The sequence below is a fragment of the Breoghania corrubedonensis genome, assembly GCF_003053845.1.
Lineage (GTDB): Bacteria > Pseudomonadota > Alphaproteobacteria > Rhizobiales > Stappiaceae > Breoghania > Breoghania corrubedonensis.
Genome location: NZ_QAYG01000009.1, coordinates 80,158 through 104,330 on the forward strand (window position 1 = coordinate 80,158; position 24,173 = coordinate 104,330).

The window sequence follows — 24,173 nt, forward strand, 5'->3', positions numbered from 1 at the left end:
TCCCACGGGCCAATCATCGGTTGCAGCGTATCCGTCCTACTTCGAGATCGCGGAAACGATCGCGTCGGTGTTGTACTGCATCAGCTTGAGATAGGTCGGCACCGGACCGTCGGCGGCCGACAGTGATTCCGGATAGAGCTCACCGCCCGGCTCCGCGCCCGTGGCGGCCGCGACCTGTTTCACGAGACGCGAGTCGTTGGAGTTCTCCAGGAAGTAGACCCTGATGCCCTCCGCCTTGATCTGATCGATCAGTTCGGCGAGCTCTGCTGCGGAGGCTTCCGTTTCGGTCGAGATGCCAAGCGGCGAAAGGAACGTCACGCCATAGGCCTCGCCGTAGTAGCCGAACGCATCATGGCTGGTCAGCACCTTGCGCTTGTCCTGCGGGACGGCCGCGACTTTCTTTCGGATCTCGGCGTCCAGCTTCTTCAACTCGGCGCTGTATTTCGCGGCGTTGGCCTTGAAGGCGGCTGCATCTTCCGGGTCGGCCGTGGCAAGCGCCTTTTCGATGTTGCCGACCCAGATCAGTACGTTCGGGATCGAATTCCACACGTGCGGATCGGGAACCGTCTCGCCGTCCTCGTCCATCGAGTGCGTCTTGATGCCCTCGGAGACGACGACCGGAGCCTTTTCCGCGCCCGAGGCCTTGGCAAGACGTTCGAACCATGTCTCAAGGCCCTCGCCGCTGACGAAGGTCACCGCGGCCGCCTTCACCGCCTTGGCATCCTCGGGCGAGGGCTCGAACTCGTGCGGATCTCCTTCCGCCGGCACGAGGCTCGTCACCTCAACGTGGTCGCCGCCGACATTCTTCACCACATCGGCGAGCACGGAAAAGCTCGCCACGACCTTGACGGTTTCGGCCGAGGCCGCACCCATCGAGCCGACGCTCAGCGCCAGCGAACCGGCCAGCGCGAACAGCAGGTTTCTCGTCTTCAAGGATAGTCTCCTTCAGGTTCAGCCCGCCAGATGCGGGCGTTTGATGAGGCGCCGCAGTGCCCCGGACGGACCGGCAAGCAACGAGACGCAATAGATCAGGCTGGCGGTCAGGATGATCGTCGGCCCCGAGGCAAAGCGCAGGTGATAGGAGGCGATCAGCCCGATGAAGCCGGAGAACGCGGCGGTCACGGCCGCCACGACGACCATTCCCGGCAGAGTGCGCGCCCAGAGCTGCGAAACGGCGGCGGGAAGCATCATCATGCCGACAGCCATCAGCGTGCCGAGAGTCTGAAACCCGGCGACCAGATTGATCACGACGAGGAACAGGAACACGAGGTGGTAGAGCGGCCCCCGTCCGCCCACGGCCCTGAGAAAGCCGGGATCGAAGCACTCCGCCACCAGCGGCCGGTAGACGAGCGCCAGCGTGATCAGGGTTACCGACGTGATGATGCCGACCAGCGTCAGGGCTTCGGGATCAATGGCAAGGATCGTGCCGAAAAGCACATGCAGGAGGTCGATGTTCGAGCCGCGCAGCGAGACGATCAGCACACCAAGCGCCAGCGACGTCAGGTAGAACGAGGCAAAGCTGGCGTCTTCCTTGAGGTTGGTGGTGCGGCTGACGAGCCCGGAAAGCAGCGCGACACTCAGACCCGCAATGAGCCCGCCGAGCCCCATGGCGGGAAGCGACAGGCCGCCGGCGATCAGAAACCCGATCGCCGCGCCCGGCAGCACCGCGTGGCTCAGCGCATCGCCGGCAAGGCTCATGCGCCGCAGCATCAGCAGAACACCGACAGGCCCCGCCCCCAGTCCGAGCGCGAGAGAGGCGACCAGCGCGCGGCGCATGAAGCCGTAATTGACGAAAGGCTCCACGAGCCAGACATAGAGGCTCATGCCGCCGCCTCCCTGGCGACGACGCAAGGCGCGGCGTCATCATCCCATTTTTCCGCCATGGCACGCGCACGCAGCAGGTTTTCCGGCGAAAGCGCGGTTTCGGTGTCGCCCCAGGCGATCGCCTCGCGCGCCAGCAGCAGCGCCGAGGGGAAATGGGCCCGCACCTGATCGAAATCGTGCAGGACGGCGATCACGGTTCGCCCCTCGCCATGCCAGCGCCGGATCAGCCGCAGGAGATCGCCGGTGGTGCGTTCGTCGATCGCGGTGAATGGCTCGTCCAGAACGATCACGCGGGCATCCTGCAGCAACAGCCGCGCGAAAAGCACGCGCTGGAACTGCCCGGCGGACAGCGCGCCGATATGCCGGTGCTCGAAGCCTTCAAGGCCGACCGCGGAGAGTGCGCGGCGCGCGGTCCCGGCCAGATCGCGCCCCACGCCGCCGAAAGCACCGGTGCGGTGCCAGCCGCCCAGCAACACCGTGTCGGCAACCGTCAGCGGGAAATGCCGGTCGATATCGGCCGCCTGCGGCAGATACCCGAAGTCGCGACCGCGAAGACCTCCACGGTCGACATGACCTTCGGCTTGCGAAAGCTCGCCCATCAGCGTCTTCAGCAAGGTCGACTTGCCCGCGCCGTTCGGGCCGGCGACAGCCGTCAGGCTGCCGGGCGCGAAGGCGCCGGATACGTGGTGGATCGCCGGGTGCCGGTTATAGGCAACCGTCACGTCGTCAAAGCGGATTGCAGGAAGGCTCATGGCAAGGCCACAGCCCAGGCGACCGCCAGCCATAGGGCGGCGAGAACGGCGAAAACGCCCAAACACCGGCGCCAGGCCGGCTGCGCGATCAAGGACGCACGGAAGGGATCACGATTGGTCACGGGGAAATCCATCTATTTGCCCCGTCGTTGTATATGTAATGTTATAACATTACAACTCTCGTCGACATACGCTTCCGCCCCTGTGGACAGCCACTGCAGCAGCGAGGGACTCCAAACCGGGTTAGACCTGCCCCACGATGCCCGAAATCCCTCCGCCATCGCCGGCGCGCGCAAACGAAAAGAGCCGGACCCGGTTTCCCGGATCCAGCCCTGTCCTATTGCCGTATCGAACGGTCGGCGGCGAAAAGTGCCGCCGAAACGCCCTTTGCCTATTCGGCCTCTGTACGCACCGCGACGAAGCGCAGCTCGCCGTTGGGGTTGGAAAGCAGCAGCAGCGCGGTGCGGCGGCCTTCCTTCTTGAGGTTGGCGATCTGCTTGGCGACGTCTTCGGGCTTTTCAACCGGCTCCTGCGCCACCTCCACGATGACGTCACCGGCGACCACGCGCTTTTCTTCCGCCGCGCTACCGCTCTCCACGCCGTCGACCAGCACGCCCTTCACGTCCTCGCCGATCTTGTATTTCTCGCGGCCCGCGTCATCGAGCGCGGAAAGCTGCATGCCGAGCACGCTCGTCACCGCAGGCTGAACCTCGCCCTTGTCGGTACCGTCATCAGCCGCCGAGGCGTCTTCTTCGCTCTCCTTGAGCAGACCGACCGTCACCTTGAGGTCCTTCTCCTTGCCCTTGCGCAGCAGGACGACGTCGACCTCCTTGCCGATCTGCGTATCGGCGACGATGCGCGGCAGTTCGCGCATTTCCGGCACGTCCTTGCCGTCAAACGACACGATGACGTCGCCGGGCTCGATCCCGGCGACACCTGCGGGCCCCGCATCGTCCACACCGGCCACCAGCGCGCCGCGTGCCCGGTCCATGCCGAGGCTCTCGGCGATTTCGTCAGTCACCTGCTGGATGCGAACGCCGAGCCAGCCCCGCCGCGTCTCGCCGAACTGCTGGAGCTGCGCGATGACGTGCTGGGCGGTATCGGAAGGAATCGCGAAGCCGATGCCGATCGAGCCGCCGGACGGCGAGATGATCGCGGTGTTGATGCCGATCACGTTGCCATGCATGTCGAACAGCGGGCCGCCGGAGTTGCCCCGGTTGATCGCCGCATCCGTCTGGATGAAGTTGTCATAGGGGCCGGAATTGATGTCGCGGTTGCGCGCCGACACGATGCCGACGGTCACCGTGCCGCCAAGGCCGAACGGATTGCCGATGGCCATCACCCAGTCGCCCACGCGCGACTTGTCGGAATCGCCGAAGGAAACCGCCTTCAGCTCCTTTTCCGGCTCCACCTTCAGAACGGCGAGATCGGTTTTCTTGTCGCTGCCGATCAGCTTCGCGGTGAGCTTGGTGCCGTCATTGAAGTTGGCGGTGATCTCGTCGGCACCCTCGATCACATGGTTGTTCGTGATGATGATGCCCTTCTTGCCGTCGATCACGAAGCCGGAGCCCAGCGACTGCACGCGGCGGGGCTGATCCTGATCCTTGTTCTGACGGTTGAAGAACTCGTCGAAGAACTCCTGGAAGGGCGAGCCTTCGGGAAGCTGCGGCATCGGCACCGAGCGTCGGGCCGCCACCGTCTGCGTAGTGGAGATATTGACCACCGCATCGAGCAGATTTTCAGCCAGATCTGCGACGGAGGCCGGCCCGTAGGTGGGCACGCTCGCAGGCGTCTTCGTGGCGTCCTGCGCACAAGCACCGGCTGCCAGGCTCGCCCCCATGGCAAGCGCCATCAGCGCGGCGAGCGAATTGCGGGGCATGAATCCGGTGCGGACGTTCAAGGCCATAGGCCGGTCTCCTATCCACTGGGGTGTTGTGCCGGTGAAGGCATCTGTTTTCGTGGCCGAAGCGGCGTCTCCGGCACCGGCCGCCGGGCAGGCAATCGGGCCAACGGGCCGACCGGTAGCCGACGACAGTATGAAAGTGTGTAACGCAATGAAACCCGAATTGAGGCCGAAAATCGACCTTGGCGAACTTGCCAATCCAACCCCGGGCCACAAACGCCGTCGCCCGGCCCCGCGCCCGGCCTTTCAGCCGCGTACGAGCCAGACGATGAAGACGCCAATGGCCAGCGCGGCAAGGCCGGCAAGCCGCAGGATCTGCTCAGGCGCGCTCTGCGCCTGAGCCATCATTCGCTTCAAGGCACCGGGCAGGAGCGCATAGAGGGTGCCCTCTATGGCGAGCACCAGCCCGATCGCCGTTATGAAGTCGTGCATCCGCCGCCGATCACTGCGTGCCGGCGGGGGACGAAGGTACGGACGGCGCGCGCTTGGAAGCCCCCACGCCGGACGCAACCCCGCCAGGACCCTGCGGGCCGAGGAAGTAGCGGAAGAAGTCCGAGTCCGGTGAGATCACCATCCGCGTGTCCTTCGAGCTCATGCCCGTCAGATAGGCCTGCATGGAACGGTAGAACGCGAAGAACTCTGGATCCTTGGAATAAGCCTCGGCGAAGATACGGTTACGTTCCGCATCGCCGTCACCCCGGATCTTTTCCGCATCACGCCTGGCCTCGGCCACGATAACCGTGGCATCGCGGTCAGCGCGCGACTTGATGCGGCGAGACTGTTCCTCACCCTGGGCGCGGATCTCGGTCGCCTCACGTTGACGTTCGGTCTGCATGCGGCGGAAGACCGCCTGGCTGTTGGCGTCCGGCAGATCGGCGCGCCGGATCTTCACGTCCACCACGGTCACGCCGATCTCGGCCGAGCGGCGGTCGATATCCTTGCGGATCGCCTCCATCAGCTGAGCACGACGGTCACGCACCACATCGGTGAAGGAAGAGCGGCCCAGTTCCGAACGCAACGACGCGTCGAGGAACGTGGAGAGGCGCAGATCCGCCTCGCGCACATTGTTCACCGTCTGGAAGAACAGCACCGGGTTCTCGATCCGGTAGCGCGCGAAGGCATCGACGACGAGACGCTTCTTGTCCGCCGCGATCACTTCCTTGGGCTCCATGTTCAGATCGAGAACACGCTTGTCGAGAAACACCACGTTCTGGATGAACGGGATCTTCACATAAAGGCCGGGGTCCTTGGCCGTGCGACGGATTTCACCGAACTGCAGGACCAGTGCCTGTTGCGTCGGGTTCACCACGAAGAACGACATGTAGGCGAGGACCGCCAGCACCACCAGGACGATGGCGACGAAGCCGAAAAGACCGTTTTTCATCAGTTGCCTCCCGCACCAGAGGCGCTTCCGGTGGTACTGCGGCCCGTCTGCCCCAGCTTGTCAAGCGGCAGATAGGGCACGACGCCGTTGCCGTTCTTGTCGTCGACGATGATCTTGTCGGTATCGCGGAACACCTTCTCGATCGTCTCCAGATAGATGCGTTCGCGCGTCACGTCCGGCGCCTTTTCGTACTGCTCGTACACCTTGAGGAAGCGGTTGGCCTGACCTTCCGCCTCCGCGATCGTCTGATCGCGATAGCCGTTGGCCTTTTCCAGCACCTGCGCCGCCTCGCCTCGCGCCTCGGGCACGATCTTGTTGGCGTAGGCCTGCGCCTCGTTCTGGATGCGCTCCTGGTCTGCGCGCGCGGCCTGAACGTCGCGGAACGCGTCGATCACCTGGGTCGGCGGATCGACCTTCTGCATCTGCACGTTGGTGACGTCGATGCCGGCCTTGTAGCTGTCCAGCGTCGTCTGCATCAGCTTCAGCACCGCCTGCTGGATCGGTGCGCGGTTCTCAGTCAGGATATCGTCGATCTTGCCCGCACCGACGGCCTCGCGCATGGCGCTTTCCGCCACCGCCTTCACCGTGCCTTCCGGATCCTCGATATTGAAGAGATAGGCGACCGCATCCTTGATGCGCCACTGCACCTTGTAGTTCACGTCGACGATGTTCTCGTCGCCCGTGAGCATCATGCTTTCCTGCGGCACGTCGTTGGAGGACACGCCGCGCGAGGTGACGTAGTCCTGCGTCCCCACGTTGGTTTCGCGCAGACGCGTCACCGCGGGCGTGTAGACCGTTCCGATCGGATAGGGCCAATTGTAGTTCAGGCCCGGCTGCGTGCGCGCGGCGACCTGGCCGAAAACGAGTTCCACGCCCAGTTCGTCCTGCTCGACACGATAGAAACCGGTGAGAAGCCACACCGCCACCGCGATGATCACCGCCAGAAGGATGCCCTTGGCGCCGAGATTGCCGCCACCGCCGGGGAGAACCGTGCGCAGGCGATCCTGGCTGCGCTTGAGGAGTTCCTCAAGATCGGGCGGATTTCCGCCGCCACCACCGCCGCCGCGCTGCGGACCGCCGCCCCAAGGGCCACCCTGGTTTCCGCCGCCGCCGTTCCCCCAGGGCCCGCCGCTGCCGCCTTTCCAGCCGCCGCCCCCGCTCTGGTTACTCCAAGGCATCAAGACATCCTTTGTCGCCGGTCCTCACCGCTCCTCACGATGAACGCCGCAAGTGGCCGGAACCGTGGTCCATAGTGTCAAAAACTCCGTTGCGGCGGTTATAGGCGAGATAGCCGCACCTTTCAACGAACGCACGCTTGGAGTTCCCCGCAACCTTTGGCCACAGAATCCTGAGGCCAAAGGCTCCCGTGCAAGTGGGGTCTTGCAGCACGAATTCAACTACCGAAAAACAAGGAAACGCGAAGGTCGCACCCTCGCACGACACCTCGCCCCTTTGCTCGCCGGCAAAGGTCCCGTCACCCGCCCCTGTGATACGTCACGAAGCTGGTCTCGGCGCTGTCACCCTCTGCACGGACGCAAGCCTCCCGCGAGACTTCCCGCCAGCTTGCCGGATCGATTTCGGGAAAGCGCGTATCGCCGGGCGGGCGTGCATGAACCTGTGTGATGTAAAGCCGGTCCGCCGTCGCAATCGCTTCCGCGTAAAGCGCCCCGCCCCCGATCACCATCACCTCCCCCACCCCAAGCTCGGCGGCAAGCTCACGCGCCAGCTCGAGCCCGGCCTCCAGCGACGAAACGACCCGGATGCCCTGCGCGGCGAAGTCCGGGTTGCGCGTGACGACGATGTTCGGCCTGCCGGGCAGCGGCCGGCCGATCGATTCGAAGGTCTTGCGCCCCATCACGATGGGCTTGCCGAGTGTCAGCGCCTTGAACCGCTTGAGGTCCGAGGTGAGCTTCCACGGCATGTCGTTGTCGCGGCCGATGACGCCATTTTCCGCGACGGCCGCGATAAGGGAGATATGAACGCTCATTGCGCCTTTCCGTATCCAAGCAGGTGCGCGACGTGATCGGCGATCGCGAGCGAAGACGTCAGTCCCGGCGATTCGATGCCGAAAAGGCTGACAAGGCCCGCCACGCCATGCGTCTCGGGGCCATGAATGACAAAGTCTCGGGCGGGCTCGCCACGCGTCGTGAGCTTCGGGCGGATGCCCGCATAGTCCGGCGCAAGCGCCCCGTCGGGAAGCCCCGGCCAGTAGCTGCGCACGGCATCGTAAAAGGTCTCGGCGCGCGCCGGATCCACATCCAGAGTTGCGGGTGCGTCCCAGTCCACGTCGGGCCCGAACTTGATCCGGCCGGAAAGATCGAGCGTGGCATGCGTGCCCAGCCCGCCATGCACCGGAACCGGATAGATCAGATGCTCGAACGGCGACTTGCCGCTCAGCGCGAAATAATTGCCCTTGATGCGGTGGATCGGCGGGATCTCATCGGCCGGGTAGCCGTCAAGCCGCGCGGCGGCGTCCTGCGCACCAAGCCCCGCCGCGATCACCACCTCTTCGGCCAGGAGGCTCATCGGCGCATCGCCGCCGACTTCCAACGCGATGCCGTCTTCGCCGACCCGCCCCTCCTGAAGCGGCGCATTGAACGCGACCATCGCGCCGGCTTCCTCCGCATCCCCCTGCAACGCCAGCATCAGTCCGTGCGCATCGACGATACCGGTGGAGGGCGACAGGATCGCCCCGGTGCAGGCCAGATGCGGCTCCATCTCGCACGCCTCTTCGGCCGAAAGAAGCCGCAGATCGTCGACGCCGTTGATCCGCGCACGTTCCATGATGCCCGAAAGCCGCGAGAGCTGCTCCGCATCGCTTGCGACGATCAGCTTGCCGGTCTTCTTGTGGGCGACGCTGTGTCTTTCCAGATAGGGATAGAGCTTCTTGCGGCCGGCGACGCAGAGCCGCGTCTTCAGCCAGTCCGTGTCATAATAGATCCCGGCATGGATCACTTCCGAATTGCGCGAAGAGATCTCCGACCCGATCAGCCCGTGCCGTTCCAGAACGATGACCTCGCGCCCGGCCTGTGCCAGCGCGCGGGCAACCGCCAGCCCGACGACGCCCGCGCCGACGATGACGGTTTGCACACATTCCCCCATGGCAAGCCCCCTCCCTGCTTTTTGAATGTCGCCTAAATCGCGACCGGTGCCTTGATGTGCGGATGCGGATCGTAGCCTTCCAGCTGGAAATCCTCGAAGGAAAAGCCGAACAGATCGCTCACCTGCGGGTTCAGCACCATCTGCGGCAACGGCCGCGGATCGCGCGAAAGCTGAAGTCGGGCCTGCTCCAGATGGTTGGAGTAGAGATGCGCATCGCCGAGCGTGTGGATGAAATCGCCAGGCTCAAGCCCGGTGGCGCGTGCCATAATCAGCGTCAGCAGCGCATAGGAGGCGATGTTGAACGGCACGCCGAGGAAGACGTCGGCGGAGCGCTGGTAGAGCTGGCAGGAAAGCTTGCCGTCGGCGACATAGAACTGGAAGAGGCAGTGGCACGGCGCCAGCGCCATCTTCGGCAGATCGACCGGGTTCCAGGCGGAAACGACAAGCCGCCGGCTGTCCGGGTTGCGGCGGATTTCGGCGAGCACATCGCCGATCTGGTCGACGGCACCACCGTCGGGCGCGGGCCAGGATCGCCACTGCCGGCCATAGACCGGGCCCAGATCGCCGTTCTCGTCCGCCCATTCGTCCCAGATGGAGACGCCGTTTTCCTTCAGATAGGCGATGTTGGTGTCGCCCTTGAGGAACCACAGGAGCTCGTGGATGATCGAGCGCAGATGCAGCTTCTTGGTGGTGACCAGCGGAAACCCGTCCGCCAGGTCGAAACGCATCTGATGCCCGAAGACGGACCGCGTGCCGGTGCCCGTCCGGTCGGTCTTGACGGATCCGTCCTCGAGGATCCGCCGCATCAGGTCCAGATATTGCCGCATGGAGACTGCTTTCCGATTCGTTGGAGGCAAAGAGTCGGAGCCAGCGCGCGCCAAGGCAAGGGAAACCGGAAATCGTCCGCGCTTTCCCCAGATACGGTGACAACCGCACCGCGCAGGTGCGGCTCGTTCGCGCTGCGCGGTGCAAGGTCTCATGCTTCGAGACGGCGCAACGCCATGCGGGAAACGACAACCATCCCCAGTTACGTAAATTCCGTGACCGTCACACTCTTTTCATTCCGCTCGCCCCTCCCTATATTCGGTTTGCCGGGGCAACCCGGCTATGGCGATAAACGGTCAGTGCAATAAGCCTTTCGGACCCGGGGGCGGTACCCGGCGCCTCCACCCGAGCCCATCGACGCAGCAAGGCGATATCGGTGGGTTCCGGCGGGGGCGAAATAGGATCGACGAGGGTGTAAAGACTGCGCTTTCGCTCGGCATGGTTCCGCCGTTATCGGGCCTTATCAATAGTTGCAAACGACAACTATGCTATGGACAACGCTGTCGCCGCGTAATGCGGTGCCGGTAGTCCTTTAAAGCCCTCCCGGGTAGCACCAGGAGGCGGGGTTCGGAGGCACCTGGCAACAGAAGCCTCCACTTCTTTCATGAGGAGGGGGCTTTTTTCGCACGAGAGAACGCTTCGGCCGGCGGCAGAGCCGGAGCGACCGGCGGTCATGCGTGGTGCGGACCGCTTTCCTTTTGCTGCGTGACGGTCCATGTTCGCGCGAGCCATGTTCGCGCGAGTCGGAACGTCTGAATCGAAACGGCATCCCTTTCGGATGCGCCTCCATTGAAACGGTTCGCAGGCCAGCCCTGCGTCCCACTGAATGTCGAACAGCTCATGCCCGAAGACCTGATCCGCTACGACATCATCATCCAGGACGCCCTGCGCGGCGCGGTGAAGAAGATCCTGACCGAGGTGGGCCGCACCGGCCTTCCCGGTGAGCATCACTTCTATATCGCCTTCGACACGACCGCGCCCGGCGTGCGCATTTCCCAGCGCCTCAGAGAGCGTTATCCGCAAGAGATGACGGTCGTGCTGCAACACCAGTTCTGGGATCTCACGATCACCGACCACACTTTCGAGGTGGGCCTGTCCTTCGGCGGTGTGCCGGAGCGGTTGCTGGTGCCGTTTGCGGCAATCAAGGGCTTCTTCGATCCCTCCGTTCAATTCGCACTGGAATTCGATCCCGGCAAGACGGCGGAAGAACTGCCGGCCGAGGTGATCGCTGCCGGTGATGCAGCCCGGACGCTGCGCGATATCGACCAGATGACCGGTGCCGCGACGATCGAGACCTTGCAGACGAACGAGAGTTCGCCCGTCAACCAGGACGAAGCCGCCGCGCGCGAAAGCGAAGCCGGCGAGGACGAAGCCGAGGAAAAACCCGCGGCCGGTGCCGATGTCGTTTCGCTCGACGCGTTTCGCAAGAAGAACTGACGACACAAAGGGCCGCGGCGCGCACTGCGCGCCCGCCTTCTCCGCATGCCGGAGAGGCCTGAAGGCTTGACGTCGAAGAACGGGGCGCCAAATCTCCGGCACCCTCCTTCGATTTCATTTTCCATTCCGGAGCCTTCCCGTGGCCACACGCATCGAAACCGACACATTCGGCGAAATCCCCGTCCCCGCAGATCATTACTGGGGCGCGCAGACGCAGCGCTCCATCCAGAACTTTCCCATTGGCGACGAGCGCATGCCCGAGCCGCTCGTGCGGGCGCTCGGCATCGTCAAGATGGCCGCCGCGAAGGTGAACGCGGATATGGGCTTCCTTGATGCCAGCCTCGCCGATGCCATCATCAAGGCGGCAGACGAGGTTGCCGAGGGCAAGCTCACCGGCGATTTTCCGCTCGTCATCTGGCAGACAGGCTCCGGCACCCAGTCCAACATGAACGCCAACGAGGTCATCTCCAACCGGGCGATCGAGATGCTGGGCGGCGAGATGGGCTCCAAGAGCCCCGTTCATCCCAACGATCACGTCAACAAGGGCCAGTCCTCCAACGACACGTTCCCGACCGCCATGCACATCGCGGCCGCGCGCGAGATCGCCGACAGGCTGGTGCCCGCGCTCGTCCGCCTGCACAGCGCGCTCGACACCAAGGCCGACGCCTTCAAGGACATCATCAAGATCGGCCGCACCCACACCCAGGACGCGACGCCGCTGACCCTGGGCCAGGAATTCTCCGGCTATGCCGCCCAGGTCGCTTCCGCCATCTCGCGCGTCGAGCAATCGGCCGACGGCCTGCTCGATCTCGCCCAGGGCGGCACGGCGGTCGGCACGGGTCTCAATACGGCGAAAGGTTTTGCGGAGGCCTTCGCGGCGGAGGTCGCGCGGCTCACCGGCCTGCCCTTCCGCACCGCGCCCAACAAGTTCGAGGCGCTCGCCGCCCATGACGCGATGGTCTGGGCCCACGGCGCGATCGAAACGGCGGCGGTGGCGCTCTTCAAGATCGCAAACGACATCCGGTTCTTGGGCTCCGGTCCGCGCTCCGGTCTCGGCGAACTGATCCTGCCCGAGAACGAACCCGGTTCGTCGATCATGCCGGGCAAGGTCAACCCGACGCAAGCCGAGGCGCTGACGATGGTGTGCACACGCGTCGTCGGCAATCAGGCGACGATGGCCTTTGCCGGCTCGCAGGGTCATTTCGAACTCAACGTCTACAAGCCCGTCATGGCCGCAACGCTGCTGCAGTCCGTGCGCCTGCTCGCCGATGCGGCGGTGTCGTTTGCGGAGCGCTGCGTCGACGGTATCGAGGCGAACGAGGCCCGCATCACCGAACAGATGGAGCGTTCGCTGATGCTGGTGACCGCGCTGGCACCGACGATCGGTTACGACAAGGCCGCCAAGGTCGCCAAGACGGCGCACGCCAACGGCACGACGCTGCGCGAGGAAGCGCTGCGGCTTGGGCTTGTGACGGCGCAGGAATTCGACGCGATCGTGCGGCCGGAGAACATGCTCGGGCCCGAATAACCGCGTCGCCACATAAAAAGTGCAATTGGCAACGCAACTTTGTCGGCTCACCCGCGTTGCGGTAGTGGGCTGCATCTGGGAAGGACCGCGAGGCACCCTGGTTGCTTGAAAGCGTTGGGGCGGGGGCTTCGCGTCGGAGACAGTCATGACAGCCGACATCATCAATTTGCGGCAGGCGCGCAAGGCCCGGCGTCGTGCCGACAAGGAAACCACGGCGGCCGAGAATCGGATTCGCTTCGGCAAGACCCGGTCCGAGAAGGACAAGGCGAAAGCCGAGACCGAAAAGGCCACCCGTTCGCTTGAGGGACACCGGCTGGAGACCCCCAGCCGCGATGACGACGGCGCATGAGATTGCACAAACGTTCACTCACCCTTCATGGTCACCGCACGAGCCTGGCGCTGGAGCCGGAGTTCTGGGACGCGCTGGAGGAGATCGCCCGCGACCGCGCGCTCTCGCTTGCGGCAACGATCGCCCAGATCGACGACAACCGGGCATCGGATGCGGCGCTCGCCTCCGCTGTCCGCCTGGCGGTGCTCGCCCACTATCGCGGCACCCGCCACTGAACGGTGGTCGTCGCGATCGTGCTCACCAACGAAAAGGGCGGCCCCGCAAGGTGCCGCCCTTTCTCTGTCACGATGTCTGGCAGATCACCAGTTGCAGGTATCCGTCCGCGCCGGGTCCTTCGTCAGGCCGGTCTTCGTGAACCATTCCTTGGTGAAATCGTCGGCCGGCAGCAGTTTATGACCGTCACCGGCAACGATGAAGGTGAATTTGCCGTTGGAAGAGAGCACGACAAACGTCTTTCCGTCCCTCTCTTCGAGCGTATAGGTCCTGTGCCCCATGCCCGCATAGGCCTTGCCGCCATCGCAGAAGATAGCCTCATCCATGAGACTGTCCTTGTCACCGTTGACATAGGTCCCCTGGAGCCAGTCGGCTGCGGACGCCGTACCGGCGGCGAGAAGCGATGCCGCCGCGAACGCGACGTACCCGATATTCCTGAACATATATTCCTCGTGTAAACAGAAGGCACCTCCTGAGCGCCCATGTATATGGAAGAATAAGGATATTCGGTCGCGGTGGAGCGAGGCTGGATACCTTTGCACACTTTTTCTCGCCCGCCACGCGCCAACGCGACGCAAAGGGATGAAGGCGCGCCTGGGGTGCGGCCCCCGGAGTTCCAATCGGATCGGAAAAAGCTCTAGTTGCCCGGATAGTCGGGATTGGGAACCACGCGACTCCCGGTTCCCGGAAGCGTGATGAAACGCGGAACCTTGGGTCTGGCCCGTTCGCGCGTCGGCGGGCTTGTGCGCTGCGGCGCTGGGCTGTTGCCGATCGATCCGGTGTTCTCGTCTGATGGCCCGGAAGCTGTCTCGTCCGCCTGTGCCACCGGATGGGGATCGATCACGATCGGCGCCCCGAGGCCGCCATTCAGCTTCATCGGATCCCCTGTGGAAGGAACCGGGTCAACACTGCTCCTGTCATCACCGGGCGAGGCCGCCTTGTCGCCACCATCGATTGCCGGCCGGATCCGCTTGATGAATTCCTCCATCGTCAACGGCGCGCGGGGCTCTTTGGGCGTCGAGGCGCTCGATCCGGCATCCGTTCCCGGCTCCGGCGCCGGAACGGGCACTGCCTGTTTTGCCCCCTCTTGCGCCTTCTCGCGCGCCGCCTTATCCGCAGCTGCCTTTTCCCGGGCAGCCTTCTCCTGCGCTGCCCTCTCCCGGACAGCTTTCTGCTTCGCCGCCGCAGCCGCTTCCGCCGCCTTGCGCGCGTCCTCGGCCGCAGCCTCGGACTGTTGCTCCTGCACGCGCTGGCGCTTTTCCTCGTTGCGGCGAAGCTGGCGCATCTCGCGCATCAGCCGGTCGCGCTCGTTGATATCGGCCTGAAGATCCTCCACCCGCCGCACCTCCTTCTCGAAAGCGCGAAGCGTCAGGAAGGCGGTGAACGGCTGGATATCGATCTCGCGACGGGGCGCATCCAGCGCCCCCCGGAAGAGCACGCCGACCTGGGCTTCCGCCCCCGTCACCGCGTTCTCGCCCGGATCGACCTTCAGCGACCAGTCGCTCTCAAGCTGCCAGCGATCCAGGTCGATCTGCGCGGACCCAAAGGCCGTGGCGCTCGGACTGTCGACCGTCACGTTGCGCGCCCTGGCCGTTCCCGCCGCGATCACCAGCGTGCCGTCGATGCGCTTGAAGGGCAGCGCCCCCGCATCGAGATGACTTTCGAAGACGCTGGCGATCTTTTCCGGTTTCAGGTCGAGCCCGGCATCGGCCGCATGAATGACCGAGGCGAAGGCCGCCGGGTTGATGGACCGGATCTCGCCATCGCGGATGGTGAAGCTTCCGCCCCCGGCCAGTCCCGCCACAAGCCCGGCAATCGAACGCCCGGTGCCTTCGAAATCGACCTTGGCATCGAGCAGACCGTCAGCCACCGGCCGATCGTTGCGCCGCCAGACCAGATCCTCCAGCGCGGTCCCGCTAAGGCTGAGATTTCCGGAAACGGCCGCCTGCGCTCCGGAGCGCTTGACCAGCAGCGATCCCACGAGCTTGCCGCCGTTGAACGAACCGGAAAGGTCATCGATCGCCAGTTCGTCGCGTCTGAGTTGCAATGCGAACTTCGCCCGCTCCATCGGACGCTCCAGGCCGATATCGACGGCCGCGCTCGTCACGTTGAGCGAAATCGTGCCATCTCCCATCAGCGGCGCCCCGAAGGGCGCGCCCGGCCAATGGGATGCCTTGCCCGCATCCGCCGCGCCGCCGACCGAACTCCACGCATCCGCGCCCAGCAGCAGTTCCGAAAGCCGCGCCAGCGCCACCTGCGAGACACGCACATCGCCGGATATCCTGCGCGCCGGCTCGCCAAGAACGGCATCGAGCTTGCCCGCGAGCGTGACATCGCCCAGCCGCGCGGTGACATCGCCAAGCGACGCCGAGCCCCCCACGCCGGTGACCTTCGCCTTGGCATCGACGGGAATCTCGCCGTCCAGCATCGGCAAGAGCCGCCCGGCCAGCATGCCGATCGGCGCGACATCCTCGCTCTTGAAGGCCAGCGTGCCCTCATAGACCGGCCCGTCCGCCCCTTCCGCGCCCGCTGGCCAGGAAAGCGAACCGTCGAAGGACGCGGACGCGCCAAGGCCGTCGCCGATCAGTGTCACGGCAAGCCCATCCGCCGCGCGGCCCTCGGCCCGTAACGTCAGTGACCCCCGCCCCATGCCGGGAAGCGGCACCACGTCGAGCCCGAGCTGACCGAGCAACTGAACGCCTTCCCCGGCCTTCAGCGATATGTTCGCGCTCACCTGTGCCTGACGCCAGCGATCGACGCTGCCCGTGGCATCCACGGCCGCGTCGAGCTTGCTTGCCCCCACATCGCCGGCAAGCGCCATGCGCACCTTCGAACTGTCGTCACCCTCCGCCCGCGCTGTTATCGAGGCGGCGATATCGAGCGGGGCCAACGCCTCACCGCCGGCCTGAAGCCGGTCGACAAGCGGATTTTGCGGAAAGAGCCCCTTCAGCATGGTCACGAGCCCTTCAACCCGGCTCGCCTTCACGCTCGTTTCGAAGCTGCCGTCGGGCGCACTCGTCAGTTTGGCGATCCGGCCACGCGCGGAAATCTCCGCCCCCGCCAGATCCGCGGCCGAGAACTGTTCAACCTCAAGATCGTCGCCTGCAAGGCTCGCACGAACCTTCACGCCGTTCGCCGCAACGCCAGAATAGACGAGCGTTCCCGCGTCGAGCCGCACGGAGACGTCCGTGTCCAGTCCGCGCCCCGCCTTGCCCGCCCCGGAAGCCTTGTTCCCGCGCAGCACGCCGGCCAGCGCGGAAAGCTGGTCGAGATCGAGCCGGTCCGCTTCCAGATTGGCGGCGACACGGGCTCTGCCCTGGGCGGTTGGCGCGCGCCACGTCACGTCGCCGCGGATACCGGCCTCGCCAAGCTTTCCCTCCAGCCCGTTCAAGGCAACGCCATCGGCGGCGGCTTCGACGTGAGCTGAAACCGAGAACGGCTCGAGCGCGAGCGGTGCGCCGCCCTGCCCGCGCCGCCACCAGGCGGCGAAAGCGGAGGGCTGCGAACAACTGAGGTGAAGGCTGCCGGAAAAGGCCGGTTCATCACTGACCCTCAGCTCGCCTTTGCCCGACACAATGGTCTGACCGGGAAGCCGCGCCTCAAGCGCGGTGACATTCCAGCCGCGCGGCAGGGTTTCGGCTTCCAGATGAATATCCTGCGCAAGACCGCCCGCGGCCACCAGCGCCGGCAGATCGAGCCGGAACGAGCCGGGAATTGGCGGTAACGGCAGGCTCTTGATGCCGGCCATAACGGCACCGGCCCCGTTCTCGATGGAAACGGGGTCCTGTGGCCCGGCGCCGAATAACCGGTCGAGATCGATCTGCTTGGCCGCTAGGCGCGCCGTGAAGCGGGGACGGGCACCGAATGCGACACGCCCCTCCCCCTCGATACGCACCGCGCGATCCTCCGGGCCGTAGCGGAAAGATCCCTTGTCCACTTCAAGCGAGCCGGGATCGAGCGAGAACGTTCCCTCACTGCGCCACAGCTTCGCCTGCGGCTCCAGCGTATCCTGAGCCCCTGCCCCGGCATCGACCTGCACCACGCTCTCCACCGCATAGGAGCCCGCATAGACCGGCTTGCCGGTCTTCTGGGAGAGAACGCCGTCGGTCTGCAACGTGGCCATGATGTCGGTGGGCTGGATGTCGGCCTTGATGCGGATACCGTCCACCCCCTGCCTGCCGGTGGCGATGCGCACCGACTGGCGCAGCCCGGCGATTGTGGCGCTGCCATCGGCCTTGAACGGGCCTTCCAGCGAACGTGCCGATACCTGAAGATTGATGTCGTCGGCGCGGTAGGTCCTGCCCGTGCGCGCATCGACGACGCGCACCGACCCGTCCGTGACCTGGACATCCTCAAGCTGCACGTCGTCGGGATCAAGGGACGAACCGGAGGCCGGCACATGGGCGGTCAACCAGTCAATACGGCCGGATTCGTCGAGCGACACGTTGAGCTGCGGCTTGTCGAGCTCCATGTCGACGACCTGGATCTTGCCGGTCAGAAGCGGCGGCAGCTCCACCCGCACCTTGAAGCGCGAGACGACCATCAGCGGGTCTTCCGCCTCGCCCACCCGAACGTCGGAAAAGATGAGCGTCGGCGTCGGCAGCAGCCGCGCGTCAGCCGAGCCCAGAACCGTTACCCGGTGGCCGAGCGCCTTGCCCGCATACTCCTCAAATGTGGTGCGGTAGGCGCTCCAGTCGATGAACACGGGCGCCACCAGCGCCGCGACCAGCGCCAGGATGAGCGTAATGCCGACGGTGATGTAGATCGAATTCAGCGTTCGTCTCCGTGGCGGTGCTGGTCCGGGCGCGCTTCATCCGGCGGGCCCGGCCGAAGCGCTTCCCGTTCAAGGGACGATCCCGCCCCGCCTGCCCAGGCAAGACGGAGCGAGCGAATCGCGTCCTCTCACATGGGTATGATCTTCCCCGGATTCATGATGTTCAACGGATCGATCGCCCGCTTGATCGCCCGCATCACATCGAGCGCATCACCATGTTCGCGCTGCAGGTACTTCATCTTGCCCTGCCCCACACCGTGCTCGCCCGTGCATGTGCCTTCCATCTCGATCGCACGCCAGTTTAACCGTTCGATGAACGCATGCGCAGCGGCAATTTCGCGCTCGTCGTTCGGATCAACCAGAATGGAGCAATGGAAGTTGCCGTCCCCGACATGGCCGACCAGCGGCGCGACGAGCCCGGTTTCGGCGATATCCGCACGCGTCGCCTCAACGCATTCCGCCAACCGCGAGATCGGCACGCAGACATCCGTCGTCACCGACTTGGCGCCGGGTCGCAGTCCCAGACAGGCCCAATAGGCGTCGTGGCGCGCCTGCCACAGCCGGGAGCGATCCTCCGCCTTGTCGGTCCACTCGAACGGTCCGCCGCCGAAATCCCTGGCGATCTCGCCGAACATGTCCGCCTGCTCGCCAACGCCGGCCTTCGTGCCGTGGAATTCGAGGAAAAGCGTCGGCTTTTCCTCCAGATCGAGCTTGGAATAGGCGTTGCACGCCTTCACCTGCAACGTATCGAGCAACTCGATGCGCGCGACGGGAATGCCCGACTGGATCGTCACGATCACCGCGTTGCAGGCGCTCTCCACGTCCGGGAACGGACAGACGCCGCCGGAGATCGCCTCGGGAATGCCCTGCAGGCGCAGCGTGATCTCGGTGATGATGGCGAGCGTTCCTTCCGAGCCGACGAGAAGCCGCGTGAGATCGTAGCCCGCCGAAGATTTCTTGGCGCGGCTTCCGGTATGGACGATGGAGCCGTCGGGCATCACCGCGGTGAGTGCCAGGACGTTGTCCTTCATCGTGCCATAGCGCACGGCATTCGTGCCCGATGCCCGGGTCGCGGTCATTCCGCCGAGGCTTGCGTCCGCGCCCGGATCGATCGGGAAGAAAAGGCCGGTGTCGCGCAGATATTCGTTGAGCTTCGTGCGCGTGATACCGGGCTGCACGACGCAGTTCAGATCCTCGGGAAAGACGTGGACCACGTCATCCATTTGGCTGAGATCGATGCACACCCCACCTGCCGGCGCATTGACGTGGCCTTCGAGCGAGGTGCCTGTGCCAAAGGGAATGATCGGCGTGCGGTTGGCGGCGCAGATCTTGACGATCTCAGACACTTCTTGCGTTGAATGCGCAAAGACCACCGCATCGGGCAACTGGTTGCCGAGCAGCGTCGTCGTGTGCCCGTGGTGTTCGCGCACCGAACGGGAAATCGAGCAACGCTCGGCGAAACGCGCGCTCAATTGCGCCACGGCGGCCTCGATCCCCCCGGCGTCCCGCATGCCCTCCTGTTCCGCCGTCGCCAGCGCCATATTGCGTCTCCTATCCATTCGAGGGACCAGTTCCATCGTCGGTCCCATTGTTTTTCATGACAAGGTTGCGTTTGATGCCTCAGGCGGCAGATGCCGCCATCTTGACCGTTCGACCGCGCCGGGTGCGGTTCGCGAATGGGCAGGGCCTCCGATGTTCGGCCCCACTGTTAACTGTCGCGCGCCGCTGCGCAAATCTTTTCGCGGCGGGCGCCCTCACATGCACCGTCAAGCCAGGGAGCTTTTCATGCCCAATGCCGATGTCCCCTTCCGCTCGAGCACCATGCGGGTGGAGGAAGACTGGATCGATTACAACGGCCATCTCAACATGGCCTACTACAATGTCCTGTTCGATCGGGCCATCGACGAAGCGTTCATCAATATCGGGCTCGGCCCGGACTACGTGAAGAAGGAGAACGCCTCCTATTTCACCGCCGAAACCCACCTTTGCTACATCCGCGAATTGTCCCCGGGCGACGAGGTCTCGGTGACGACCCAGATCGTCGGCTTCGACGCCAAGCGGATCCACGCGTTTCAGGAACTTCACCACGCGGACGGCTGGCTTTCGGCAACTTCGGAACAGATGTCGCTGCATGTGGACATGAAGGCGCGCAAGGTCGCGCCGTTCCCACCCGCCATCGCGGACAGACTTGCTCATTTCGCAAAACTTCACGAAGCGCTGGGCCGGCCGGAACGAGCCGGCCGGAGTATCGGATTGCCCGCGAAAAGGTAGGGCCTGCCCCCGGCTCAGGCGTAGTGGTTCGCAACCACTGCGCTGGCGATCTCGGACGTGTCGATGACACCGACCACGTCGTCGGGTCGCGGCACGCCCGGGTCGCCTTCGATGATGATCGCGTAGGAGCGATCGCGCTGGTTCATCCGAGCGATGACCGAGTTGAGGATATTGGTCTGCGGCGCGATCACGTAGTCGGTCGACATGATATCGCGCAGCGTCTGCCCGCAGTCGCGATCGGGCGCGTAGGGGATGGTGCCGAAGCGCGCGAAACCGGCGATCCGCGTACCGTCGCTGGCGATGACGTGCCGCGCTCCGCATGCGGAGAGTTTCGCCACCACCTCGGTGAGCGGCGTCTCCACCGGCAGAATCATGAAGTTCTTCGCCATCAGCTCTTTCGCCTGGCGCACCAGATACATGTTGGTGTGGCGCATGGAGGGGATCGGCTTGCCGCGATTGCGCAGCTTGATCGTGTAGATGTTGGCCGAGATCAGCGAACGCCGGACACCGACCGCGATCGCGACCGCCAGCACCAGCGGCACGATCACGTTGTAGTCCCGCGTCATCTCGAAGATCATGACGATGGCCGTCATCGAGGCGCCGGTGGCGCCGCCCACCAGGGCGCCCATGCCGACAAGCGCGAATTCGGCCGGCGAGAAGCCGTGCTCGGGGAAAAGCAACGCGCCGACAACGCCGATCGCACCGCCAAGCGTCGCGCCGATGAACAGCGAGGGCGAGAAGACCCCGCCCGAGGCACCCGATCCCAGACTGATGGACGTCGCCGCGATCTTCGCCAGCAGCAGCACCGCCAGCAGGATGAAGGTGTAGGGGGTGCCGTTCAGAATATCCTGGATCGTGGCATAGCCCACGCCGGCGGTGTGGTAGTGGCCGGTGGTGACGAAGAAGGCGTAGCTCAGGCAGCCGATCATCAGCATGCCGACGACGTTCTGCGTGTATTCGTTGCCCGGCAGCATGGGGAATATATCCTCGCACCAGGCAAGGAACTTCACGAAGGCCCAGGACGCGACGCCGGCACAGCCGCCAAGCACCGCATAGGCGAGAAGTTGCACCGTATCCACCGCCTGATGCGGCTGCAGCGCGGCGATCGGCACGATGAAGGCGGGGTCGAGCCCGAGCGCGATACGCGCGACATAGGTCGCGGTCGCGGTCGCCACGACGACCGGCAGGAAGGTGCGCGAGCTCACTTCCGGCAGCAGCATCTCCACCGCGAAAAGCACGCCGCCCAGCGGCGTGTTGAAGGTCGCCGCGATCCCCGCGCCCGCGCCCGCCGAAAGAAGCGTGATCTTCTGCCAGCGCACCATGTGCAGCGTGCGGGCGAGCGTTGAACCGAAGGACGCGCCGATCTGGATGATCGGCCCCTCGCGCCCCACCGAAGCGCCGGACCCGATGGAAATGGCCGATGCCAGCGACTTGACGATCGCCACGACGCCGCGCACGTTCCCCTTGTTGTGGTAGATCGCGAACATCACTTCCGGCACGCCATGTCCCTTGGCTTCGGGAGCGAAGGTCTTGACCAGGAAGACGACGATCAGCCCGCCGATGACAGGCGCCAGTATGATCAACGCTCCGAACGAACTCGGCGCCTCGAACTGGTTGGCGTCGTAATAGAGCGAGAACGTGCCGTAGTAGAAGATGTTGTGGACGATCGAGATCAGGTAGCGAAAGATCACCGCGCCCGTGGCGGCTACCAGGCCGATCAGAAAGGCGAAAACGCAAAGCGAGGGGATCGAATAGAGACGGGCCTCGGGGGACGCGAGGGGATCGGTCTCGGCAGCTGGTGTACTGGCTATTTCAGAAGCGGACATGACGGCGCAATTTCCATGAACTGGACAACTCTGAATCGGCCGGGAAAAGGTCGATGCGGGGGGTCCGGCCAATGATGGCGCCGTTCAGGAAGCCGGTGTTCCGGAGAAAGACGACGCGTAAGCGGGCGTGGACGGGCCAGTCCTGAACCTAGACGCGCAGAAAATCAAGGGTTGCACGCGGTTTTTCCTGAAACACGTCCGGTTTCGCTCGCCTCCGTATCCAACACCGCTTATGCTTGCATTTCAAATCCTTGAATCGTAACCACCAAAAATAACAAGAACTTTCCCGTCCAACGATGACAGACAAGTCTCCACTGGCGAGAATACTGACACCGCTGAGAAGCGGTTTTACTTTCGTGGCGACCGACATAAGGGTCAACGCACTGGCGTTTACCGCCAGGCGGCAACCGCTTGTCTGGCTGCTTGCGCTCGTGGTCGGAAGTGTGGTGGCCCTGGCGGCGATCCTGTTCCGCGTCGGCATCGGCCTGATACAACTTCCCTGGCTCGGCACCGCATCGGAAAACGTCGTCACGGCGAGCCGGGACATCCCCTTTTACGTGATCCTCGCGGCGCCGGTCGCCGGGGGCCTGATTGTCGGCCTTCTGCTGCGCACCATCCCCAAGCGGCGGACGTTTTCGGTCGCCGATGTGATGGAGGCGCGGGCGCGCGGCGGACATGGCCTTCCTTTCTGGCCGGGGATTTCCTCAGCGCTGCTGACCATGCTTTCGCTTGGTTCGGGCGCAAGCGCGGGACGCGAAGGACCGGTCGTCCATCTGGGCGCGACGCTCGCCACCGCGCTCGGCAACCTGTTCTCGCTCACCGTCACCGCGCGCAGGGTGATACTCGCCTGTGGCGTGGCATCCGCCGTCTCCGCCTCGTTCAACGCTCCGATCGCCGGCGTCCTCTTCGCCCATGAGGTGGTGCTCGGTCACTATGCGCTCTCTGCCATCGTGCCCATCGCGATCTCCTCGGTCGCCGGGACGCTGATCGCACGGCTCTGGTTCGGCGATGTCGCGGCCTTCGTCATCCCCGCGCACCAGATCACCTCCTACTGGGAATTTCCCGCCTTCGCGCTGCTGGGCGTCACCTGCGCCGCTGTCGCCGTCATCTTCCAGTTCGCGCTGACCGGGTCGGAATGGGTCGCGCGCCACATCTCCATGCCGCTCTGGCTGCGCCCGGTGGTTGGAGGAGCCGCCGTCGGCACCATCGCGCTTGCCTGGCCGGAGGTGCTGGGCGTCGGTTACGAGACGACGGATGCGGCGCTGAGGAACAATCTGCCGCTCGTCACCATGCTGGTGCTGCTCATCGCCAAGACCGCCGCCACCTCGATCACGCTGGCCTCGCGCTTTGGCGGCGGCATCTTCTCGCCCTCGCTCTATCTGGGCGCGATGGCGGGCGGCGCCTTCGGACTGGTCGCCGCCCGGGTATTTCCCGACCTTGCCTCCTCCGAGGGGCTCTATTCCATCCTCGGCATGGGCGCTGTGGCCGCCGCCATGCTGGGCGCGCCGTTTTCCACCACCGTCATCGTCTTCGAGCTGACCGGTGGCTACACGCTGTCGATCGCGCTGCTGATCACCGTATGCATCTCCACCGGCCTGACGCTCGCCGTCCATGGCCGCTCGTATTTCCACTGGCAGCTGGAAATGCGCGGGCTGGAACTGCAATCCGGCGCCCACGGCTGGCTCGTGCGTTCCGTCCATGTCCGCGATTTCATGGAGCCGCGCGGCGAAGACGATCCGAGGGAACTCGACGCGGACGGCGATCCGCCATCCCTCGTGCCGGGCGATTCCATGGAAACCGCGCTTCGGCTCTTCGATGCCTCCGGCATGGCCCGCATTCCCGTTGTCGATATACGCGGATCGCGGGAGATCGTCGGCTTTGCCCGACACATCGCGGCCCTCGACAGCTTCAACAAGGCGCTGATCGAAGCGAGCCGCGAAGAGCACCAGTAACCGCACGATTGCGCCAACGACGCGCGGCGCACA

At 64.8% G+C, this 24,173-nt stretch carries 20 protein-coding genes and 1 other RNA gene; 7 read left to right on the top strand and 14 right to left on the bottom strand.

The features are described from left to right. Window positions 1-36: 36 nt before the first annotated feature. From C8N35_RS18940 to C8N35_RS18985, 10 genes are all read right to left on the bottom strand, one after another. Window positions 37-873, bottom strand: a complete 837-nt coding sequence (locus C8N35_RS18940) for a metal ABC transporter solute-binding protein, Zn/Mn family (protein ID WP_107991395.1) — start codon at window positions 871-873, stop codon at window positions 37-39. A 78-nt stretch (window positions 874-951) separates the two neighbouring features. Continuing rightward, complete coding sequence (locus C8N35_RS18945; RefSeq protein ID WP_107991298.1) at window positions 952-1,824, bottom strand: metal ABC transporter permease; 873 nt, start codon at window positions 1,822-1,824, stop codon at window positions 952-954. Then, window positions 1,821-2,576, bottom strand: a complete 756-nt coding sequence (locus C8N35_RS18950) for a metal ABC transporter ATP-binding protein (protein WP_107991299.1) — start codon at window positions 2,574-2,576, stop codon at window positions 1,821-1,823. Before C8N35_RS18950 ends, C8N35_RS18945 begins: the two co-directional genes overlap by 4 nt. Before the next feature lie 391 nt (window positions 2,577-2,967). Further along, on the bottom strand, window positions 2,968-4,482 hold the full coding sequence (locus tag C8N35_RS18955; protein WP_428977123.1) for a DegQ family serine endoprotease: 1,515 nt from the start codon (window positions 4,480-4,482) through the stop codon (window positions 2,968-2,970). 243 nt (window positions 4,483-4,725) lie between these two features. Continuing rightward, window positions 4,726-4,911, bottom strand: a complete 186-nt coding sequence (locus C8N35_RS18960; protein ID WP_107991300.1) for a DUF2065 domain-containing protein — start codon at window positions 4,909-4,911, stop codon at window positions 4,726-4,728. Window positions 4,912-4,921: 10 nt separating this feature from the next. Then, window positions 4,922-5,863, bottom strand: a complete 942-nt coding sequence (gene hflC / locus C8N35_RS18965; protein ID WP_107991301.1) for a protease modulator HflC — start codon at window positions 5,861-5,863, stop codon at window positions 4,922-4,924. After that, entirely contained in the window at window positions 5,863-7,041 is a 1,179-nt protein-coding gene (gene hflK, locus C8N35_RS18970; RefSeq protein WP_107991302.1) for an FtsH protease activity modulator HflK, read from the bottom strand. Before hflK ends, hflC begins: the two co-directional genes overlap by 1 nt. Window positions 7,042-7,337: 296 nt before the next feature. Beyond that, on the bottom strand, window positions 7,338-7,850 hold the full coding sequence (locus C8N35_RS18975; RefSeq protein WP_107991303.1) for a dihydrofolate reductase: 513 nt from the start codon (window positions 7,848-7,850) through the stop codon (window positions 7,338-7,340). Beyond that, window positions 7,847-8,965, bottom strand: coding sequence for an NAD(P)/FAD-dependent oxidoreductase (locus tag C8N35_RS18980; protein WP_107991304.1), 1,119 nt, complete (start codon window positions 8,963-8,965; stop codon window positions 7,847-7,849). The genes C8N35_RS18975 and C8N35_RS18980 overlap by 4 nt, the downstream gene beginning before the upstream one ends. Before the next feature lie 32 nt (window positions 8,966-8,997). Further along, window positions 8,998-9,792 (bottom strand): thymidylate synthase, encoded by a 795-nt coding sequence (locus C8N35_RS18985; RefSeq protein ID WP_107991305.1) that lies wholly within the window; start codon window positions 9,790-9,792, stop codon window positions 8,998-9,000. A gap of 224 nt (window positions 9,793-10,016) precedes the next feature. Here C8N35_RS18985 and ssrA point away from each other — a divergent pair. The 5 genes from ssrA (at window position 10,017) to C8N35_RS19010 (ending at window position 13,319) form a co-directional block, all read left to right on the top strand. Further along, window positions 10,017-10,388: a transfer-messenger RNA gene (gene ssrA, locus C8N35_RS18990) on the top strand. Window positions 10,389-10,630: 242 nt separating this feature from the next. Next, window positions 10,631-11,227: an SspB family protein gene (locus C8N35_RS18995; protein ID WP_107991306.1), complete on the top strand. Its 597-nt coding sequence runs from the start codon at window positions 10,631-10,633 to the stop codon at window positions 11,225-11,227. 139 nt (window positions 11,228-11,366) lie between these two features. Then, window positions 11,367-12,755, top strand: coding sequence for a class II fumarate hydratase (gene fumC, locus C8N35_RS19000; RefSeq protein WP_107991307.1), 1,389 nt, complete (start codon window positions 11,367-11,369; stop codon window positions 12,753-12,755). A gap of 145 nt (window positions 12,756-12,900) precedes the next feature. Further along, window positions 12,901-13,104, top strand: coding sequence for a DUF4169 family protein (locus tag C8N35_RS19005; protein ID WP_107991308.1), 204 nt, complete (start codon window positions 12,901-12,903; stop codon window positions 13,102-13,104). After that, window positions 13,101-13,319 (top strand): ribbon-helix-helix domain-containing protein, encoded by a 219-nt coding sequence (locus tag C8N35_RS19010; RefSeq protein ID WP_107991309.1) that lies wholly within the window; start codon window positions 13,101-13,103, stop codon window positions 13,317-13,319. The genes C8N35_RS19005 and C8N35_RS19010 overlap by 4 nt, the downstream gene beginning before the upstream one ends. A gap of 84 nt (window positions 13,320-13,403) precedes the next feature. Here the strand turns inward: C8N35_RS19010 and C8N35_RS19015 are convergent, their stop codons facing one another. The 3 genes from C8N35_RS19015 to C8N35_RS19025 all read right to left on the bottom strand — a co-directional run bounded on the left by C8N35_RS19015 (window position 13,404) and on the right by C8N35_RS19025 (window position 19,632). Next, window positions 13,404-13,760 carry a hypothetical protein gene (locus C8N35_RS19015; RefSeq protein WP_107991310.1) on the bottom strand — a complete coding sequence of 119 codons (357 nt, stop codon included), beginning with the start codon at window positions 13,758-13,760 and terminating at the stop codon, window positions 13,404-13,406. 194 nt (window positions 13,761-13,954) lie between these two features. After that, a complete protein-coding gene (locus C8N35_RS19020) occupies window positions 13,955-18,091 on the bottom strand; it encodes an AsmA family protein (RefSeq protein ID WP_342753516.1) in 4,137 nt (1,378 codons plus the stop codon). Between the two features lie 128 nt (window positions 18,092-18,219). Next, complete coding sequence (locus C8N35_RS19025; protein WP_107991312.1) at window positions 18,220-19,632, bottom strand: FAD-binding oxidoreductase; 1,413 nt, start codon at window positions 19,630-19,632, stop codon at window positions 18,220-18,222. 244 nt (window positions 19,633-19,876) lie between these two features. Between C8N35_RS19025 and C8N35_RS19030 the strand changes: the two genes are divergently transcribed. Beyond that, window positions 19,877-20,362: a thioesterase family protein gene (locus tag C8N35_RS19030; RefSeq protein WP_107991313.1), complete on the top strand. Its 486-nt coding sequence runs from the start codon at window positions 19,877-19,879 to the stop codon at window positions 20,360-20,362. A 14-nt stretch (window positions 20,363-20,376) separates the two neighbouring features. Here the strand turns inward: C8N35_RS19030 and C8N35_RS19035 are convergent, their stop codons facing one another. Then, window positions 20,377-22,188 carry a chloride channel protein gene (locus C8N35_RS19035; protein ID WP_107991314.1) on the bottom strand — a complete coding sequence of 604 codons (1,812 nt, stop codon included), beginning with the start codon at window positions 22,186-22,188 and terminating at the stop codon, window positions 20,377-20,379. Between the two features lie 296 nt (window positions 22,189-22,484). Between C8N35_RS19035 and C8N35_RS19040 the strand changes: the two genes are divergently transcribed. After that, window positions 22,485-24,140 (top strand): chloride channel protein, encoded by a 1,656-nt coding sequence (locus C8N35_RS19040; protein ID WP_107991315.1) that lies wholly within the window; start codon window positions 22,485-22,487, stop codon window positions 24,138-24,140. The last annotated feature ends 33 nt before the right edge of the window (window positions 24,141-24,173 follow it).